The 16,680-nt window shown below is 60.0% G+C and carries 22 protein-coding genes, 1 tRNA gene and 1 pseudogene; 16 read left to right on the top strand and 8 right to left on the bottom strand.

Annotated elements, in window-relative coordinates:
• Window positions 1–100 precede the first annotated feature (100 nt).
• Window positions 101–433: a hypothetical protein gene (locus tag ISN39_RS20385; RefSeq protein ID WP_074066294.1), complete on the top strand. Its 333-nt coding sequence runs from the start codon at window positions 101–103 to the stop codon at window positions 431–433.
• Between the two features lie 4 nt (window positions 434–437).
• On the opposite strand, the gene ISN39_RS37920 is transcribed toward ISN39_RS20385, so the two are convergent.
• Complete coding sequence (locus tag ISN39_RS37920) at window positions 438–665, bottom strand: DUF2282 domain-containing protein (RefSeq protein WP_083635718.1); 228 nt, start codon at window positions 663–665, stop codon at window positions 438–440.
• Between the two features lie 225 nt (window positions 666–890).
• Between ISN39_RS37920 and ISN39_RS20395 the strand changes: the two genes are divergently transcribed.
• A complete protein-coding gene (locus ISN39_RS20395) occupies window positions 891–1,457 on the top strand; it encodes a sigma-70 family RNA polymerase sigma factor (RefSeq protein WP_194728674.1) in 567 nt (188 codons plus the stop codon).
• Complete coding sequence (locus ISN39_RS20400) at window positions 1,444–2,079, top strand: DUF1109 domain-containing protein (RefSeq protein WP_194728675.1); 636 nt, start codon at window positions 1,444–1,446, stop codon at window positions 2,077–2,079. The genes ISN39_RS20395 and ISN39_RS20400 overlap by 14 nt, the downstream gene beginning before the upstream one ends.
• Before the next feature lie 62 nt (window positions 2,080–2,141).
• Here the strand turns inward: ISN39_RS20400 and ISN39_RS20405 are convergent.
• Window positions 2,142–2,228 (bottom strand) — tRNA-Leu (locus tag ISN39_RS20405).
• Window positions 2,229–2,431: 203 nt separating this feature from the next.
• Between ISN39_RS20405 and ISN39_RS20410 the strand changes: the two genes are divergently transcribed.
• A complete protein-coding gene (locus tag ISN39_RS20410; RefSeq protein ID WP_194728676.1) occupies window positions 2,432–2,851 on the top strand; it encodes a BA14K family protein in 420 nt (139 codons plus the stop codon).
• Window positions 2,852–2,854: 3 nt separating this feature from the next.
• Here the strand turns inward: ISN39_RS20410 and ISN39_RS20415 are convergent, their stop codons facing one another.
• Complete coding sequence (locus ISN39_RS20415) at window positions 2,855–3,148, bottom strand: SelT/SelW/SelH family protein (RefSeq protein WP_039843593.1); 294 nt, start codon at window positions 3,146–3,148, stop codon at window positions 2,855–2,857.
• Between the two features lie 157 nt (window positions 3,149–3,305).
• Between ISN39_RS20415 and ISN39_RS20420 the strand changes: the two genes are divergently transcribed.
• On the top strand, window positions 3,306–3,851 hold the full coding sequence (locus ISN39_RS20420; protein ID WP_194728677.1) for a sugar O-acetyltransferase: 546 nt from the start codon (window positions 3,306–3,308) through the stop codon (window positions 3,849–3,851).
• Window positions 3,852–3,927: 76 nt separating this feature from the next.
• Complete coding sequence (locus tag ISN39_RS20425) at window positions 3,928–4,380, top strand: GFA family protein (protein ID WP_074066296.1); 453 nt, start codon at window positions 3,928–3,930, stop codon at window positions 4,378–4,380.
• 20 nt (window positions 4,381–4,400) lie between these two features.
• On the opposite strand, the pseudogene ISN39_RS20430 reads toward ISN39_RS20425, so the two are convergent.
• Both ISN39_RS20430 and lepA read right to left on the bottom strand, forming a co-directional pair.
• A pseudogene (locus ISN39_RS20430) lies at window positions 4,401–4,597 on the bottom strand (type II toxin-antitoxin system CcdA family antitoxin); the annotation flags it as partial.
• A gap of 85 nt (window positions 4,598–4,682) precedes the next feature.
• Window positions 4,683–6,515 carry a translation elongation factor 4 gene (gene lepA, locus ISN39_RS20435; RefSeq protein WP_022713345.1) on the bottom strand — a complete coding sequence of 611 codons (1,833 nt, stop codon included), beginning with the start codon at window positions 6,513–6,515 and terminating at the stop codon, window positions 4,683–4,685.
• Between the two features lie 144 nt (window positions 6,516–6,659).
• Between lepA and ISN39_RS20440 the strand changes: the two genes are divergently transcribed.
• The 5 genes from ISN39_RS20440 (at window position 6,660) to ISN39_RS20460 (ending at window position 10,429) form a co-directional block, all read left to right on the top strand.
• A complete protein-coding gene (locus tag ISN39_RS20440; protein ID WP_194728678.1) occupies window positions 6,660–7,226 on the top strand; it encodes an XRE family transcriptional regulator in 567 nt (188 codons plus the stop codon).
• Window positions 7,227–7,245: 19 nt separating this feature from the next.
• Window positions 7,246–7,767 carry a GNAT family N-acetyltransferase gene (locus ISN39_RS20445; protein WP_194728679.1) on the top strand — a complete coding sequence of 174 codons (522 nt, stop codon included), beginning with the start codon at window positions 7,246–7,248 and terminating at the stop codon, window positions 7,765–7,767.
• A gap of 61 nt (window positions 7,768–7,828) precedes the next feature.
• Window positions 7,829–8,854, top strand: a complete 1,026-nt coding sequence (locus tag ISN39_RS20450) for a histone deacetylase family protein (RefSeq protein ID WP_194728680.1) — start codon at window positions 7,829–7,831, stop codon at window positions 8,852–8,854.
• Window positions 8,855–8,863: 9 nt separating this feature from the next.
• Window positions 8,864–9,418, top strand: coding sequence for a recombination regulator RecX (recX, locus tag ISN39_RS20455; protein WP_194728681.1), 555 nt, complete (start codon window positions 8,864–8,866; stop codon window positions 9,416–9,418).
• Between the two features lie 99 nt (window positions 9,419–9,517).
• Complete coding sequence (locus tag ISN39_RS20460; RefSeq protein WP_194728682.1) at window positions 9,518–10,429, top strand: EamA family transporter; 912 nt, start codon at window positions 9,518–9,520, stop codon at window positions 10,427–10,429.
• On the opposite strand, the gene ISN39_RS20465 is transcribed toward ISN39_RS20460, so the two are convergent.
• Window positions 10,426–10,893, bottom strand: a complete 468-nt coding sequence (locus ISN39_RS20465; protein ID WP_194728683.1) for a truncated hemoglobin — start codon at window positions 10,891–10,893, stop codon at window positions 10,426–10,428. The two genes, ISN39_RS20460 and ISN39_RS20465, sit on opposite strands and share 4 nt — an antisense overlap.
• Window positions 10,894–11,062: 169 nt before the next feature.
• Here ISN39_RS20465 and mbfA point away from each other — a divergent pair, with 169 nt between their 5' ends.
• Window positions 11,063–12,046 (top strand): iron exporter MbfA, encoded by a 984-nt coding sequence (gene mbfA / locus ISN39_RS20470; protein ID WP_194728684.1) that lies wholly within the window; start codon window positions 11,063–11,065, stop codon window positions 12,044–12,046.
• A gap of 157 nt (window positions 12,047–12,203) precedes the next feature.
• On the opposite strand, the gene ISN39_RS20475 is transcribed toward mbfA, so the two are convergent.
• Window positions 12,204–12,803: a transglutaminase-like cysteine peptidase gene (locus ISN39_RS20475; RefSeq protein ID WP_194728685.1), complete on the bottom strand. Its 600-nt coding sequence runs from the start codon at window positions 12,801–12,803 to the stop codon at window positions 12,204–12,206.
• Between the two features lie 186 nt (window positions 12,804–12,989).
• The gene (locus ISN39_RS20480; protein WP_194728686.1) at window positions 12,990–13,790 is read right to left on the bottom strand and encodes an alpha/beta hydrolase; all 801 of its coding nucleotides are present in this window, start codon (window positions 13,788–13,790) and stop codon (window positions 12,990–12,992) included.
• 171 nt (window positions 13,791–13,961) lie between these two features.
• On the opposite strand from ISN39_RS20480, the gene infC reads away from it, so the two are divergent.
• The 4 genes from infC (at window position 13,962) to pheS (ending at window position 16,677) form a co-directional block, all read left to right on the top strand.
• On the top strand, window positions 13,962–14,498 hold the full coding sequence (infC, locus tag ISN39_RS20485; protein ID WP_074063010.1) for a translation initiation factor IF-3: 537 nt from the start codon (window positions 13,962–13,964) through the stop codon (window positions 14,496–14,498).
• Between the two features lie 298 nt (window positions 14,499–14,796).
• Entirely contained in the window at window positions 14,797–15,000 is a 204-nt protein-coding gene (rpmI, locus tag ISN39_RS20490) for a 50S ribosomal protein L35 (protein ID WP_004108077.1), read from the top strand.
• Window positions 15,001–15,039: 39 nt separating this feature from the next.
• Entirely contained in the window at window positions 15,040–15,444 is a 405-nt protein-coding gene (rplT, locus tag ISN39_RS20495; protein WP_074066305.1) for a 50S ribosomal protein L20, read from the top strand.
• Between the two features lie 150 nt (window positions 15,445–15,594).
• On the top strand, window positions 15,595–16,677 hold the full coding sequence (gene pheS, locus ISN39_RS20500; RefSeq protein ID WP_074066306.1) for a phenylalanine--tRNA ligase subunit alpha: 1,083 nt from the start codon (window positions 15,595–15,597) through the stop codon (window positions 16,675–16,677).
• Window positions 16,678–16,680 lie beyond the last annotated feature (3 nt).

A 16,680-nucleotide genomic window follows, 5' to 3' on the forward strand; every position in this document is an offset into this window, starting at 1 on the left:
ATTTGTCGTGCCCGGTCTACCGCTTGATGGCTGCTTGGCTGCTTCCTAAATTTGAAGACGAATGTCGCTGGAGCCCGTCCTGCAATGAAAGGTCACCGATATGCGATCCCTGCCGATGTTGCTCGCTGCCCTTTCTGCTGTCAGCGGCCTGATCGCCGAGCCGGCTCTTGCGACGGATTGGAGCCGGGCGGGCAAAGCAGCCGCTCAGCCGCTCTATCCCTATCCCGATCTCCCCGGCGTCAAGTCTCAGCCCGACAAGAAGGATGAGGAACAATATGTCTGCCGCACCGAAACGCGCGGCATCAGGCGCAGTGGGGACTGGATCTTCCGCTCCGGCGGCATGCCGACCACCGTCTATGTATGCGACCGCGACGGTTACGTGAGCCAAGGAACGCAAGTGCCTGCAAGAGGCCACTATCAGCCCGTGCGCTGACGCTTCATGCCGTGCGGGAAAAATTCCGCGCGATGAAGTCGTCGATGGAGGCGCGGCCAGGCGTGCCGGCGCACGTGGTCCCCGGTCCGGCTGCGCAGCCGTTCGGGCCATTCATGGAAACGCCGTAGCACTTTCCTTGCTGTCCGCGCCCGAAGCGGCAGGAGCGGCAACAGTGGCAAGCGCCGCAGCGAGCGAGCCCTGTGCGAGCCAGCGTAACGATGGCGTTTTTCATTGTTCATCTCCACAAGAATGACGGGCCGTGATTGGCTTGCATTGCGGGCTACGGAGGGAGCCGACGGAATGTTACAGCGCTTCTCGCGATTTTCTGGCCGGCCCGGCTTGCCGTCTTCGCGATTGCAGGGGAAAACGCCTGAGAACAAAGGCTCGCCCGCTACCGTGAAATAATTTCGAACGCGCGGTAACAAAGTTGTGTGCCCTCTCGTAGAGGATGATGCGGGTGAAATACTCAGCGCGGGAAGAGGAATGGGCAGGCTGGATGCGTAGCGCCATGGGTGGCGATGCGCAGGCCTATCACCGCTTTCTTTGCGCTGTGACCCCTCATCTGCGCGCCATGGCCCGCAGGCGCTGCGATCAGTTTGGCGCGCCGGCAGGCGAGGCGGAGGATGTCGTGCAGGAGGTGCTGCTTGCTGTTCACCTGAAGCGCGGAACCTGGGATCCGGCTCGCCCGATCGGCCCTTGGCTGTCGACGATCGTGCGCAATAAGCTGATAGACATCCTGCGCCGGCGCGGCCGTCACATCGATGTGCCGATCGACGACGTGATGACAACGCTCGAAGCGGAAGAACAGGCGGGCAATTTGGATCGGCTCGACGCCGAACATATGTTTAATCGCCTGAAGGATCCGCAGCGTGACATCGTGCGCTCGATTTCGATCGAGGGAGCAGCTGTTCGCGAAACGGCCGAAAGGCTGAAAATGAGCGAAGGTGCGGTGCGCGTCGCGCTGCACCGGGCGTTGAAGTCGCTGGCCGCCTTGTACCGGAGTGAGACGAGTGAAGACCGATGACCTGATCAGCCTCCTGGCACAAGACGCACCCATCCGCGCACGGCTCGGCCCGTTGCTCCTGGGTGCGCTGCTGATCGGCGTCGCAGTCTCTGCAACGTTGCTTCTGTCGGCAGTCGGTATCCGTCACGACATGGCAAGCGCGATCGAAACGGCACGCGTGCTCTTCAAGATGGTCCTGACCCTGACGCTCGCCGTCGCCGCTTGCGGGCTTGTCTTACGCATAGGCCGTCCAGGCGTGCCGCTGGGGCTTTCAAGCCTGGCGCTGTTCGTGCCGCTGATCCTTCTCGCAGCGGGCACCGCGGCCGAATTGTCGGCCATTCCGCAGGATGCATGGGAAATGGCGATGCTCGGCCGCAACGCACGCTTCTGCCTGTTCTTCATACCGGTCCTGTCGCTCGCGCCGCTTGCGGGTTTCCTCTGGGCGCTGAAAAACGGCGCTGCGGAACGCCCAAGCCTTGCCGGAGCCGCAGCAGGCCTTGCCGCCGGCGGTATAGCGGCAGCGCTTTACGCCTTGCACTGCACGGACGACAGCCCGCTGTTTCTTGCAGTCTGGTACACCACGGCAATCGCGGCAGTGACAGCCATCGGCGCGCTGATTGGATCGCGATATCTGAAGTGGTAAGACAGCGAGGTCACGAGACCACGGCCGTTGGCATCGGCTCTTCTGCTATCTTTGTAAGGGAATGGTGCCCAGAAGAGGACTCGAACCTCCACACCCTTTCGGGTACCAGCACCTGAAGCTGGCGCGTCTACCAATTCCGCCATCTGGGCGACGGAGAGCCATGTAAGGGGGTGGCTCTTGGCTGTCAACTGGCTTTTTGAAGTTTTCCTGACAGGCTGGAAAAAAGAGCGAATATGCCTCCTGAAGACGCCGGAACGGGGCGATCACGCCGAACTGAACGGCTTTCGATCCTGTGATGGATGCCATGCGGCGGCGGGTGTTCTATATCTGCAGCAGCAGAAAGGAATCAGTGATGTCTGCTCTTCGAACGATCATCTTCGGCTCCGTCATCGGCTTCGTGCCGCTTGCGGCCAGTGCCGCGCCTCCGCTTGCGCCGCTGCAACAGCGCAATCCGGCAATCATCAATGTCCAATCGACCTACTGCGATTATCGCGGTTGCTTCGGCTTCGGGCCGCAGCAGTGGCACCGCCCTGCCTATATCCAGCCGAACTATCGTCCGCCGGAAGCGAGAGGGCCGACCTATTACCAGCCGCGCGCCCAGCCCAGGCGACAGCTTTCCTATGATCCGCCGCCAATCCGCCGGATACGTCCGCCAGCAAAGGGAATGCATGTCGAATGGTGCCGAAATCAGTACCGGACCTACAATCCGAGGACCGATCGTTTTGTGACCTACGAGGGCATCTACAAGACCTGCAATTCGCCCTTCGACTGAGGGTCAGCTCTCCAGCGAAACGCGGTCGGCATGGCCGAGATCGCGGCCGGGTTCGATGATGTCCCGCACCCGCTGCTTGAGTTCCTTCGGCCCCGGGAAACCGCCGTCGCGTTTGCGCTCCCAGATGAGGTCGTCGTTGACGCGAATCTCGAAATTGCCGCCCGTACCAGGAATGAGCGCCACTTCGGCGAGGCTGTCCGAAAAGGTGTGCAGCAATTCCTGCGCCATCCAGCCGGCGCGCAGCAGCCAGTTGCATTGGGTGCAGTAGAGGATCGTCACACGGGCTTTTTCAGTCATCGGCGGATTCCTTTCAATGCTTCGATTTAAGGCCTTCGTGGCCGCTTCGCAACGTCCGGCTTGCGCGGGGAGGCCATCGCATGTTCATGTCACGAAGTTAGCTGTGGTGCTGCGCGGCACGGTCCGCTTAATAGGCGTTGAGCACCGGGAGAGGCAGATGAGTGAGCGGGAAAAGATGGCGGCTTGCGAGTGGTATTGCTGCCTTGATGACGAGCTCGAGGGGCTGCGCCGGCTGGCGCGCAAGGCCGTTCACCAGCACAACACGATGCCGCCGGACGAACGCGGCAATATGGCGCCGGCGCTGGCGGTGCTGCTTGCGAAGGCGCCTGCCGACGCTGTCATCGAGGCGCCGTTTCATTGCTCCTATGGTGTGAACATAGCCCTCGGCAGTCGCGTCTACCTCAATGCCGGCTGTACCATCCTCGATTCGGGAACGGTGGTAATCGGCGAGCGGTCCATGCTGGGGCCGGGCGTGCATATATATTGTGCGGAACATCACAAGGATGCGGCTCTTCGCAAAGCCGGGATCGAGATGGCGCGGCCGGTTTCGATCGGGGAGGATGTCTGGATCGGCGGCGGCGCTACCATTCTGGGCGGCGTGTCGATCGGGGACGGGGCAATCGTCGGCGCAGGCGCGGTTGTGACGAAAGATGTGCCGAGCGGTGCGACGGTCGTCGGCAATCCGGCGCGAATCCATAAGTGATTGCGATGCATATCGGCCGTGGCCTTGATTGACGTCGGATGACGCTAGATTAGGGGCGAACACGGAGGATAGGCCGATGAGCAATAAGAACCTGCCATGGGAAGGTGGCTGCCGTTGTGGCCGAGTCAGGCTCAAGATCAGCGCAAAGCCGCTGCTCACCATGGCGTGCCATTGCACCGGCTGCCAGAAAATGTCGTCCAGCGCCTATTCGTTGAGCGCCGCGATTCCGGCGGAAAGCTTCGAAGTGACCCGGGGCGAACCCGTGATCGGCGGCCTGCATGGCGTAACAAGGCACTATTTCTGTCCGCATTGCATGAGTTGGATGTTTACGCGGCCCGAGGGCATGGACTGGTTCGTCAACCTGCGTGCCACCATGCTGGATGATACAACTTGGTTCACACCGTTCATCGAGACTTGGACGAGGGAGAAGCTGTCATTCGCCGAAACCGGCGCGGTATATAGCTATGAAACGCTGCCGGAAATGAATGCCTATGAGGGGCTGGTGAAAGAGTATGTGGCGCGGGGATGAGCCTTCGAAGACCGGCCATCAAATTTGCCGTGCTTCACAAACGGTGGCCCGTGCCTTTCAACGTAAGCGTCTGCTTCGGCTATCGCCTCCGCATTCTCCAGTCGCCGCAGGCGTTCGCGCTCGGCTTGCGGGCGATGCAGTCTTCGGCGGCGCGGGAGATGTTGACATTGAGTTGGCGTGCGGAGGAGACGATCTGAGCATCGAGAGACAGATTCAAGTCTTTTCAGACAGGCCGGCGCATGGCGATAGTCCTCCGAAGTTATGCGCAGAAAATTGCGCATAACTTCGGAAGGGAAAAGGATTTACTCGTCGCCCATCTTCAGCGCCGCGATGAACGCCTCCTGTGGGATTTCTACCTTGCCGAACTGGCGCATGCGCTTCTTGCCGGCCTTCTGCTTGTCGAGCAGCTTGCGCTTGCGGGTGGCGTCGCCGCCGTAGCACTTGGCGGTCACGTCTTTGCGCAGCGCTGAGATGGTTTCGCGGGCAATCACGTTGCCGCCGATCGCGGCCTGGATCGGGATCTTGAACATGTGCTTCGGGATCAGCTCCTTGAGCTTCTCGCACATGTCGCGGCCGCGCTTTTCAGCCGCCGTCCGGTGCACCATCATCGACAGCGCGTCGACCGGTTCGCCGTTGACGAGGATCGACATCTTCACGAGGTTTCCTTCGCGGTGGTCGGTCAACGCATAGTCGAAGGAGGCGTAGCCCTTCGAAATCGACTTCAGCCGGTCGTAGAAATCGAAGACAACTTCATTGAGCGGCAGATCGTAAGTCAGCATTGCGCGCGTGCCGACATAGGTAAGTTCGATCTGGATGCCACGCCGGTCCTGGCAGAGCTTCAGGATGCCGCCGAGATAATCGTCCGGCGTCAGGATCGTGGCTCTGATCCAGGGTTCGTGGATTTCGGCGATTTTCACGACATCGGGCATGTCGGCCGGATTGTGCAGCTCGCGCTCCGTACCGTCGGTCATGTACATCTTGTAGACGACGGAAGGCGCGGTTGCGATGAGGTCGAGGTCGAATTCGCGTTCCAGGCGTTCCTGGATGATTTCGAGATGAAGCAATCCGAGGAAGCCGCAGCGGAAGCCGAAGCCGAGGGCTGCGGAAGATTCCATCTCGAAGGAGAAGGAGGCGTCGTTGAGGCGCAGCTTGCCCATCGCGGCGCGCAGATCTTCGAAATCGGCAGCATCGACCGGGAAGAGGCCGCAGAAGACGACGGGCTGGGCCGGCTTGAAGCCCGGCAGCGCTTCCGCAGTCGGCCGCTTGTCCTCGGTGATCGTATCGCCGACGCGGGTGTCGGCCACTTCCTTGATGCTGCCGGTGATAAAACCGATCTCGCCAGGACCGAGAGAATCCACATTGACCATCTTCGGCGTCAGCACGCCGACGCGCTCCACCTGATACTTGGCATCGGTGCCCATCATGCGAATTGTCTGGCCCTTTGTCAGTACGCCATCAATGACGCGCACCAGAACCATGACGCCGAGATAGGCGTCGTACCAGCTATCGACGAGCAGTGCCTTCAGCGGCGCCTTTTCGCCGCCCGGGCTCTTCGGTGCCGGCAGCTTGTGGACGATCGCTTCCAGCACAGCCGGAATGCCGAGACCGGTCTTGGCAGATATCAGTACCGCGTCGGAAGCGTCGATGCCGATCACTTCCTCGATCTGCTCCTTGATGCGCTCAGGTTCTGCCGCCGGTAGGTCGATCTTGTTAAGGACGGTGACGAGCTCGTGGTTGTTGTCGATCGCCTGGTAGACATTGGCAAGCGTCTGCGCCTCCACGCCCTGGGACGCGTCAACGACTAGCAGCGAGCCTTCGCAGGCCGAGAGCGAGCGTGAGACTTCGTAGGCGAAGTCGACGTGTCCGGGGGTGTCGATCAGGTTCAGGATGTAGGTCTCGCCGTCATCCGCCTTGTAGTGCAGGCGCACGGTTTGCGCTTTGATGGTGATGCCGCGCTCGCGCTCGATGTCCATGTTGTCCAGCACCTGCTCGGACATTTCGCGCTCGGCGAGGCCGCCGGTCGTCTGGATCAGGCGGTCGGCAAGCGTCGATTTGCCGTGGTCGATATGGGCCACGATCGAGAAATTGCGGATGTGGGACAGCGGAGTCGTCGGATTGGTGCTCATGCGCGCCATATAGCAGTGCCGCCCCCCGCCGCAAAGCGGAAAAGCAGGACTCCGTTTAGGATAAAATGCGCGTCACAGGCGGTGATTAAAAACCACTTGATTCCATTATCAGACCATGCATTTCTCTTATAGTAGAATCAATGGATCGAACAGATGGAACAGGAACTCGAAACGGCGATCGGCATTCGCATCCGCAAGCTCAGGATCGAAAAGGGCCTGACGCTGGATGACCTTGCCAATGCCTCCGGCGTCAGCCGCGCGATGATCTCGCGCATCGAGCGGGCGGAGGCGAGCCCGACGGCCTCGCTGCTTGCAAGGGTCTGTGCCGCGCTCGGGCTTTCGCTTTCAGCCTTCTTTGCCGATGAAAGGCAGGCCTCGCCACTTGCAAGACGCCACGAGCAGCAGGTCTGGCGCGATCCGGAAACCGGTTATCTGCGCCGCTCCGTCTCGCCACCCGCAACGTCGTCCGAGGTCGATATCGTCGACGTCGAGTTCCCTGCGGGCGCCTGCGTCAGGTTTCCGCCGCATACGGCAAGCCACGGCATGACCCAGCACGTCTGGGTGTTCGAAGGCGAAATGGAGATGACCACTGGCGAAACGGTGCATCACCTTTTGCCCGGCGATTGCCTCTTCATGCCGGTCGGGGAGGGGCATGTCTTCCGCAATCCCACCAGCAAACCCGCCCGCTATTGCGTCGTGCTCAACCGTAGCACCCGCTGATTTGATTTCAGGAGAGACCGTGACCGTCATTCGTATTCTTGATGCACAACAGGCCAATGCGGCTATTCCGGAACTTTGCGAGATACTCGTCGACTGCGTGGAGGGCGGCGCCTCAGTCGGCTTCATGCAGCCTTATACGGCGGCCGACGCCGAGCCCTATTGGAGGAGCGTCGCAGAAACGGTCGAGGCGGGCGTCAACCTGCTCGCCGTGGCTGAGATCGACGGAAAGATCGTCGGGACGGTGCAGGTCGGATTTGCCTCGATGCCGAACCAGCCGCACCGTGGCGATTTGAAGAAGCTGCTCGTGCATCGTTCTGCACGTGGCAAGGGTATGGCACGGCTGCTGATGGAGGCGATCGAACACGAAGCCGCAAAACATGGCAAGCGCCTGCTGGTGCTCGACACAGCAACCGGCAGCGAAGCGGAGGCAATCTATCCGCGACTCGGCTGGGCGCGCGCCGGCGTCATCCCGGATTATGCGATGTGGCCGGAAGGCGGCTATTGCGCAACGACGCTGTTCTACAAGCGCATCGTTCCCTGAACCATTGACAAGGCGTGCATCCGCCGCGCCTTATCCAACAAAACAAATCAGGGAGAAGCCGGTGCGCGTCATTTATTCCGAAGACCACAAGCTGCGCGATGCGAAGACAGAGCTGCATGGCGGTCTGCTGGTGACGCCGTTCGAAGGACCGTTTCGCGCAGAGTGGATCCTAAAGGCAGTCAAAGAGGTGGGCTTTTCGGATGTTGTTGCGCCGGAACGGCATGGACTGGAAACCGCTCTGAAATTGCATGACGCCGGCTATCTCGATTTCCTGTCGAAGGCCTGGACTTTGTGGCAGGCGAGCGGGGCCGCGGGCGAGGCGATCCCGACCTCGCTGCCGGTGCGCCGCGCAACGCAGCGCGTGCCGAACGATATCGACGGAATGCTCGGCTATTACGCCAATGCCACGGAAACCTCGATCACCAGCGGCACCTACGAGGCGGCCGTCGCCTCGATGCAATGCGCGATCACCGGCGCCGATTGGCTAAATGCCGGAAACCGGTTCGCCTTCTCGCTTTGCCGGCCTCCCGGCCATCATGCGGGCATCGATCTCTTCGGCGGCTATTGCTTCATCAACAACGCCGCCGTCGCGGCACAACGCCTGCTGGATATCGGCGCAAAGAAGGTTGCGATCCTCGATGTCGATTTCCATCACGGCAACGGCACGCAGGACATCACCTACCGCCGCGGCGACATCTTCTTTGCGTCGCTGCACGGCGAACCCGCCAATGCCTTTCCCTATTTCTGGGGCTATGCCGATGAAACCGGTGAGGGCGACGGCGAAAACTGCAATGCGAACTACCCGCTGCCGCGCGGCACGGCCTGGGCTGCATGGTCGGCAGCGGTTGCGGATTCGCTTGCGCGCATCAAGGCTTTTGGCGCCGAAGCCATCGTCGTCTCGCTCGGCGTCGATACCTTCGAACGCGATCCGATCTCCTTCTTCAAGCTGACTTCCGATGATTTCACACGCATGGGCGCGTTGATCGCCAAGGCGGGCCTTCCAGTCCTGACCTGCATGGAGGGCGGCTATGGCGTGACGGAAATCGGCCTCAACGTCGCCAATATGCTGAAAGGGCTGGAGGCGTAGAAGCCTTCGATGAACGACCAAAATCAGCAATCCGATGTTCCGACGCCGCGCATGCTCTCCTGGGCACGCAACTCGACGATCTATCGCCTCGAGCGCCGGATGATGACGGAAAAACAGCTCTTCGATGCGATCACGCGAAAGGCGAAGCAGAAGTTCGAAGACATCAGTCCGGCGCAGCTGAAGGCGCTTGCCGACTCGGCCGTCAAATTCGCCTATGACCAGGAGGCTCTGGACGACGTCGCCTATGCTGCGGTGAGCACCCGCTCGGCGGTACGCGGCGGCAAGTCGAAACGGATCATCGCGCAGAAACTCTCCTCGAAAGGGGTGGCAAGCGATATCGTCGATACCGCGCTCGAGAATGCAGACGATCTGTTCGCCGCCGTCGTCTTCGCCCGCAAGCGCGCCTTTGGTCCGTTCCGGCGTGGCGATCTTGATGAGAAGCGAAAGGTGAAGGAGCTTTCAGCTTTCGCCCGGAATGGATTCAGCTTTGAGATCGGCAAGAAAGTTTTTGGCATGAGCCCCGGCGAGGCTGAAGAGGTGCTCGAAACCAGGCTGGCGCTTTAGCGTCTCGGTTCATAAAGCACCGCTTATGTTCGGATCAGAAGTTTGCATTTGCCGCTCTGCGATTGTGTTCGTATCAGGGGTGCAAATCAGGAGCGGGAAATGGATCAGGAGACGGGCGAACCAGCGGCAAACGGCAGTGCCGTTGCGTTAACGGCAGCAGCGCCCGCATTTTCCGGCGGGGTTGCGGCCGGTGCACTTATGTGCCTGCTGTCGATGTCGTCCATTCAGTTTGGTGCGGCATTCTCTTCCGGCGCGATCGCAGCCTATGGATCGGCCGGTGCCTCCTGGCTGCGGCTTGCCTTCGCGGCAGTCATCCTTGCAATCGCCGTTCGTCCGCCATTGCTGCGCTACAGCCGCGAGCAATGGATCGGCGCACTGGTTCTCGGCACGACGACAGCGCTAATGACCATGTCCTTCTTCGCGGCGATCGAGCGAATTCCTTTGGGGCTTGCGGTCGCGATCGATTTTCTTGGTCCGCTTTCCGTCGCGACGTTCGGTTATGGCCTGACGCGGCGCCTGATCTGGCCGGTGATCGCCGCAGCCGGTGTTCTCTTCCTCGCCTATGATGGCGAGCAATGGGTCGGCAATCTGCCCGGCGTACTCTTTGCCTTCGGCGCCGGCGCGGGCTGGGCATGCTATATCATGCTGACGAAAAAGGTCGGAGCGGCGTTCAAGGGGCTCGAGGGCCTCTCCATGTCGCTGATCGTGGCAGCGGTGGTGGCGACGCCCTTCGGCTTTGCCGGGGCCGCGCCGAACCTCGATGGCTACGGTCTCGTCGAGATGGCAGGTCTGGCGATCCTCGTTCCGCTCCTGCCCTATACCCTGGAAATGATTGCGTTACGGCGGATGTCGACGGCCGCGTTCGGCATCCTCATGAGCTTGGAACCAGCAATCGGTGCGCTCGCAGGCTTCCTCATCCTTGCGCAGCCCATGACGCTGTTGCAGATGCTCGGGACCGCGCTGGTCGTTGCGGCGAGTGCAAGTGCGACCTTTTCGACGGAAAAAGCTTAGCCGGGCTTGCGCGCCGGATCGTCGAGTGCGGGGTTGTAGAATAGCGATAGCGTCAAACTCTTCGCGATGCGTTCCGCTGTCGCCATGAACCAGGCCTTTACCGCGGCATTCGGGGCGATATCGTCGAGCGTTGCGGCAAAGAGCTCCAGCCATTGCGGAAAGAGAGCCGGCGTCATGTTTGCAACACCGACATGTGCTTGCACCGGCTTCCCGCCGTAGGCGCCGCTGCGGAATGCGACGGACGACCAGAAGCTCTTCATCTTCGCCATGTGCTCCGGCCAGCGGCCGGAAAGCCGGGCGTCAAAAACCGGGCCGAGTTCGGGATGCGCAAGGACGCGGCCGTAGAAAGTCTCGACCAGCCTGTCGATGAAGGCATTGTCGATGCCCATCGCATTCATTTCCGTTTCCGCTCGCTGGCGGATTGCGGCGGCATGCGCCGCCCGGCCTTGCAATTCACTATTCATCTCAGACCCATGGTCGATTTGTTGCGGCACGCCTCATATAGGCACCTGCCGCTTCCAACTGAAGTCCACAATCCGTCTTGCGGCAATCTGTCGGGATCAACCGCCCGATGCTTGACGCCTTGCGGTGCGCTGTTTAGATTTAGAATAGTTCTAAAATGGAGCTATTGTTATGCTGCCGCGGTTTTTCAGGTCGTCCAAACGTTCATTCAAATCATTGTCGGAACAGGAAATTCTGGCGCTAGCGATTGCCTCCGAAGAGGACGACGCCCGCATCTATCGTGCCTATGCCGACCAGCTGAAGGCCGCTTATCCCGCCTCGGCGCAGGTCCTCGAGGACATGGCGGAAGTCGAAAATACGCACCGCAAGTCGCTGATCGAGATACATCGGCAGCGTTTCGGCGAACGCATTCCGTTAATTCGCCGCGAGCATGTGCAGGGCTTTTATGAGCGCAAGCCGGATTGGCTGCGCATGAACCTGTCGTTGGAAGCAGTGCGGCAGGAAGCCGAGACGATGGAGGAGCAGGCTTATCGCTTCTACGTCGAGGCGGCAAAGCAGACTTCGGATGCCTCGACGCGCCAGCTTCTCGGCGATCTCGCGCTCGCCGAACAGGGTCACGAAGACATTGCCAGGATGCTCGGCGACAAACATACGCCGGAGGGCGTAAAAGACGCCGAGGACGATACGGCGCGGCGGCAATTCGTGCTCACCTATGTGCAGCCCGGCCTTGCAGGCTTGATGGATGGTTCGGTCTCGACGCTGGCGCCGATCTTTGCCGCCGCCTTTGCGACGCAGGATACGTGGCAGACCTTCCTCGTCGGCCTCTCGGCCTCGGTAGGCGCGGGTATATCGATGGGCTTCACCGAAGCTGCGCATGACGACGGCAAGATTTCCGGGCGCGGTTCGCCAATCAAGCGTGGTCTCGCCTGCGGCATCATGACAACGCTCGGCGGTCTCGGCCACGCACTGCCCTATCTCATTCCGCAATTCTGGACCGCGACGATCACTGCTGTCGTCATCGTCTTTTTCGAGCTCTGGGCGATCGCGTTCATCCAGAACAGATATATGGAAACGCCATTTCTGCGCGCCGCCTTCCAGGTCGTGGTCGGCGGAGGCCTTGTGCTAGCTGCCGGCATCCTGATCGGCAATGGGTGAGGCGCCGGTCCGGCGCGCAGCCGAAGCAATCGACCCCAGTGACACGATTGCAGCGCCGAACGTCTTGAACTCAAGCGAAGGGCGGGAGACCATGCGGCAAACAAAGTCTCATAAAGCGGCCGACGGTCGCAGGCCTTAGTGCTGAAGGTTGAATTTCTTACTTCAGAGCGCCGACCAGGACGTCGCGGCCGTTTTCGATCGTTACCCAGCGGCCGGCATTGTAGCTCGACTGGCGCTTGACGAAGGAATAAGCCGTGTCGAACCAGGGCTTCACGCTCGAAGCGAGGTTGTCGAGAATGAAGTCGCCTTCTGCTGTGCGAAGCGTCAGCACGGCATGGCCTTCGCCATCCGGTTTACGCACCACCGTCATCAGAAGGTTTGCCGGCTCAAAGCCGCGCTGGATCAGGATGCGGCGCTTCAGGAGTGCAAAATCTTCACAGTCGCCCGCCGTTGTCGGATAAGCCCAGATTTCGTCCTTGCCGTAGATTTCCTTGTCCGTCATCGGGGTGATGGTGCTGTTGACGGTGGAATTGACCGAGCGGACAAGAGCCCACTTCTCGCCATTCATTTCCGCCGGCCCTGCGTTGCGGTCCGCACCGCATTCGATCCGGTGCAACTGGCAGAAATCATAATGGCCGATTGGCTGCGAGGTGGCGCCGCCGGTAACCATCGAGAGGTTTCTTGTGGGGGCCGGTAATGCGGCCGAAGACATCGCAAACATGGCCATCATGACCATCAAGTAACCCTTGATCCGCACGCCCGTTTCCCTGCATCGCCCTTGTATTTGTTAACAAAGAGTTAACGGAGAGGGCGTTGAGGAGTCAATCATTACTTCTCGAAGGGCTGCCCTAACAACCCGACATGGTTAAAATGCCACACAACCGGCGGTTTACAGCCGGGCCCGGTCTCGAACTCTGGTGGAGGCGGCAGGCGCCTGCTTCGACTAACGAATGAGGCCTTTAGCGGCAGATAGTATCCGCTCGATATCCTGCGGTCGTGAAAGCCGATGGTCGCCATCGCGAATGAAGGTCAACACGACATTGTCGGCGGGTAGGTGTTCAACCAGCTTCATGGCGTGACTGTAGGGAACGTCCGGATCTTTCATGCCCTGCAGGACATGCACCGGGCAGCCTGTGTTGATGATGCCGGTCAGAACCCGGTTTTGGCGGCCGTCTTCCAGAAGTGCACGGGTGTAAATGTTGGGCTCCGGGCTATAGTCGGACTTTTCTTCGAAAAAGCCGCGTTCGGCAAGCGAGGCGCGATCCTTTTTCCTCAGATGCGGCTCGATGAGGTCCGATGTGAAGTCGGGTGCCGGCGCGATCAGCACCATACCGTCGAGCTTTGGCGTCCCCTCCAACTTTGCAAGTTCCTGCGCCAGCCGCAACGCAATCCATCCGCCCATGGAGGAACCGACGATGATGACGCGTTCGGGTCTTGCATGGAGGAGGACGGCGAGCGCTTCTTCCAGCCAGCGGGAAATCGTTCCATCCTTAAACTCTCCACTGGAAAGTCCATGCCCCGAATAGTCGAGGCGGATGCAGGCAAGTCCGAGTTCGCCGGCCAGCCGATCGAGCTCTATCGCCTTTGTGCCGCTCATGTCCGACCGATAGCCGGAGAGCCAGACGAAGGTCGGGCCGCGATCGTTCGAGGCGGCTTGACGAATGATGAAAGCGATCTTTCGCTCCGCGTCGCCTTCGCCCACCGTCAGGAACTGCGGCTCGGATATGGCTGTTGCTTCGGACATAAGCACAAACTCCCATTGTTCGTGCCTATAAAACAGATTCTCGATAGGCTGACAGCAGGTGATTTTTCCGCTAAAGCGTGTTATTGACGACATCGCAGCGATAGCGAGACTTCGTTGCGCCCCAATGGAGCGCGAAGCTGCGATCTGAAACAACTCGAGGAGAGTACGACCATTCGCAGACCTTTTAAAACCGACGCGCCCGTGAAGGAAGGGCCGCGTTCGAACCGGGAAATCCGTATTCCTAAGGTTCAGTTGATTGATGCTGAAGGACAGAATTTGGGCGTGGTGCCCACCGATCAGGCCTTGAGAATGGCTGAAGAAGCCGGCCTCGACCTTGTGGAAATTTCTCCCAACGCCGAACCGCCTGTGTGCAAGATTCTCGATCTGGGCAAGCTGAAGTACGCCAACCAGAAGAAGGCCTCCGAGGCGCGCAAGAAGCAGAAGATTGTCGAAGTCAAAGAAATCAAGATGCGTCCGAACATCGACACCCATGATTATGAGGTGAAGATGAAGGCTATGGGCCGCTTCTTTGAGGAAGGCGACAAGGTGAAGGTGACGCTGAAGTTCCGTGGCCGCGAAATGGCCCACCAGGAACTCGGCATGAAGCTTCTGCAGCAGGTCAAGGCCGACACACTGGAATTTGCAAAGGTCGAAGCCGAACCGAAGCTTGAAGGCCGCCAGATGATGATGGTGCTCGCGCCGAAGTGAGCGGCCCTCATCAATGCATCAAAGCCGTCTGTAAGGGCGGCTTTTGTGTTTTTCAGCGCGCCTGAAGAATCCTCGTCTGCCCCGTTGCACTTTCGCGGCGCTGCGGGTATAAGCGCGCGTCCGAACTGACCGGCAGGGCATGCCGTGGCAGTTTCGAATGCTTGCGGGACGGTCTCGTCGCCATGCCGCAGATCAACAACAAACGCTCCCGCACCTTGTTGCGACGGCCGGAAGACCGGACATCGCAGGAGGGCTTTTTTGAAGAAGCGCGCAGGGAGGATAGAAACGGAGTAGCAAAATGCCCAAGATGAAGACGAAGTCCTCGGCCAAGAAGCGGTTCAAAATTACCGCGACCGGCAAGGTCAAGGCCGCTGCTGCTGGCAAGCGCCATGGCATGATCAAGCGTACCAACAAGTTCATTCGCGACGCACGTGGCACGATGGTTCTCGCAGAACCCGATGGCCGCAAGGTTGTGAAGAACTACCTGCCGAACGGTCTCTAAGACTATTCCGCGAACGCTTTAGATTAAGGAGATCATGAAATGGCACGTGTAAAAAGAGGCGTTACAGCCCATGCCAAGCACAAGAAAGTTCTGAAGGCAGCAAAGGGCTTCTACGGCCGCCGCAAGAACACCATCCGTACCGCCAAGGCTGCCGTCGATCGCGCCAAGCAGTACGCCTACCGCGACCGCAAGGTTAACAAGCGCAATTTCCGCGCGCTTTGGATCCAGCGCATCAACGCTGCCGTCCGCGAATTCGGCCTTACTTACGGCCGCTTCATCGACGGCCTGAACAAGGCTGGCATCGAGGTCGACCGCAAGGTCCTCTCCGACATGGCGATCCATGAGCCGGAAGCATTCGGCACGCTCGTCGCAGCCTCCAAGAAGGCCCTCGAGTACCTCAAGGATGCCGGTACGAAGAACGAGTTTGAAAGCGCGGTTCGTTAACCAGCGCTTCCCAAGCTTGACGCTTTTTGAATTTTGGGAAACCCGCGCTGGTTTGGGCTGGCGCGGGTTTTTCTTTCTCTCTATTGCTTGCCCGGCCGGTTCTAACCAGCCTCCGATTGCCCGCCTGATCCCGGACGGAAAGAATTGACGATGTCAGATATCGACCAGCTCAAATCATCGCTGCTTGCGGAAATTGTTGCCGCCAACGACGAACCGGCACTCGAAGCCGTGCGCCTTTCGGCCCTCGGGAAAAAGGGCTCCGTTTCCGAGCTCCTGAAGACGCTCGGCACGATGTCGCCTGAAGAGCGCCAGACCAAGGGCGTTGCAATCAACGTCCTCAAGAATGAGGTCGCAGATGCGCTTGCCGCTCGCAAGGCGACGCTCAAGGAAGCGGCGGTCAATGCCCGCCTGAAGGCCGAGACGGTCGACATCAGCCTGCCGGTCCGCTCCTCGCCCGCCGAGCGCGGCCGCATTCACCCGATCAGCCAGATCGTCGACGAAATCACCGCGATCTTCGGCGACATGGGCTTCTCGATCGCCGAAGGTCCGGATGTCGAGACCGACTATTACAATTTCACGGCGCTGAATTTCCCCGAAGGCCACCCAGCCCGCGAAATGCACGATACCTTCTTCTTCCAACCGGATGAGAACGGCGAGCGAAAAGTGCTGCGTACGCACACCTCGCCCGTACAGGTGCGCACCATGGAAGCGCAGAAGCCGCCGATCCGCATCATCATCCCTGGCAAGACCTATCGTCAGGATTCGGACGCGACCCATTCGCCGATGTTCCATCAGGTCGAGGGACTGGTGATCGACACCAAGGCGAATGTCGCCAATATGCGCTGGGTGCTCGAAGAGTTCTGCAAGGCCTTCTTCGAGGTCGACAGCGTGACGATGCGTTTCCGCCCGTCCTTCTTCCCGTTCACTGAGCCGTCCTTTGAAGTCGATATCCAATGCGACCGCTCAGGCCCGATCGTCAAATTCGGCGAGGGAACGGATTGGATGGAAATCCTCGGCTGTGGCATGGTCCATCCTAACGTGCTGCGCTATGGCGGTCTCGACCCGGACGAATATCAGGGCTTTGCCTGGGGCATGGGCCTCGACCGCATCGCTATGTTGAAATACGGCATGCCCGACCTGCGCGACTTCTTCAACGCCGATGTCCGCTGGATGACCCACTATGGCTTCCGCCCGCTCGACATGCCGACGCTGTTCGGCGGCTTGAGCGTGTAAGGG

The organism is Rhizobium sp. 007 (genome assembly GCF_015353075.1).
Taxonomy (GTDB): domain Bacteria; phylum Pseudomonadota; class Alphaproteobacteria; order Rhizobiales; family Rhizobiaceae; genus Rhizobium.

Bases quoted from the DNA above. Each gene is read 5' to 3' on its own strand.
- ISN39_RS20385 (WP_074066294.1), top strand. From the start codon at position 101: ATGCGATCCCTGCCGATGTTGCTCGCTGCCCTTTCTGCTGTCAGCGGC.
- rplT (WP_074066305.1), top strand. From the start codon at position 15,040: ATGGCACGTGTAAAAAGAGGCGTTACAGCCCATGCCAAGCACAAGAAA.
- recX (WP_194728681.1), top strand. From the start codon at position 8,864: ATGAACGACCAAAATCAGCAATCCGATGTTCCGACGCCGCGCATGCTC.
- ISN39_RS37920 (WP_083635718.1), bottom strand. From the start codon at position 665: ATGAAAAACGCCATCGTTACGCTGGCTCGCACAGGGCTCGCTCGCTGC.
- ISN39_RS20425 (WP_074066296.1), top strand. From the start codon at position 3,928: ATGAGCAATAAGAACCTGCCATGGGAAGGTGGCTGCCGTTGTGGCCGA.
- ISN39_RS20440 (WP_194728678.1), top strand. From the start codon at position 6,660: ATGGAACAGGAACTCGAAACGGCGATCGGCATTCGCATCCGCAAGCTC.
- rpmI (WP_004108077.1), top strand. From the start codon at position 14,797: ATGCCCAAGATGAAGACGAAGTCCTCGGCCAAGAAGCGGTTCAAAATT.
- ISN39_RS20465 (WP_194728683.1), bottom strand. From the start codon at position 10,893: ATGAATAGTGAATTGCAAGGCCGGGCGGCGCATGCCGCCGCAATCCGC.
- ISN39_RS20415 (WP_039843593.1), bottom strand. From the start codon at position 3,148: ATGACTGAAAAAGCCCGTGTGACGATCCTCTACTGCACCCAATGCAAC.
- ISN39_RS20420 (WP_194728677.1), top strand. From the start codon at position 3,306: ATGAGTGAGCGGGAAAAGATGGCGGCTTGCGAGTGGTATTGCTGCCTT.
- mbfA (WP_194728684.1), top strand. From the start codon at position 11,063: ATGCTGCCGCGGTTTTTCAGGTCGTCCAAACGTTCATTCAAATCATTG.
- ISN39_RS20480 (WP_194728686.1), bottom strand. From the start codon at position 13,790: ATGTCCGAAGCAACAGCCATATCCGAGCCGCAGTTCCTGACGGTGGGC.
- ISN39_RS20460 (WP_194728682.1), top strand. From the start codon at position 9,518: ATGGATCAGGAGACGGGCGAACCAGCGGCAAACGGCAGTGCCGTTGCG.
- lepA (WP_022713345.1), bottom strand. From the start codon at position 6,515: ATGGCGCGCATGAGCACCAATCCGACGACTCCGCTGTCCCACATCCGC.
- ISN39_RS20410 (WP_194728676.1), top strand. From the start codon at position 2,432: ATGTCTGCTCTTCGAACGATCATCTTCGGCTCCGTCATCGGCTTCGTG.
- pheS (WP_074066306.1), top strand. From the start codon at position 15,595: ATGTCAGATATCGACCAGCTCAAATCATCGCTGCTTGCGGAAATTGTT.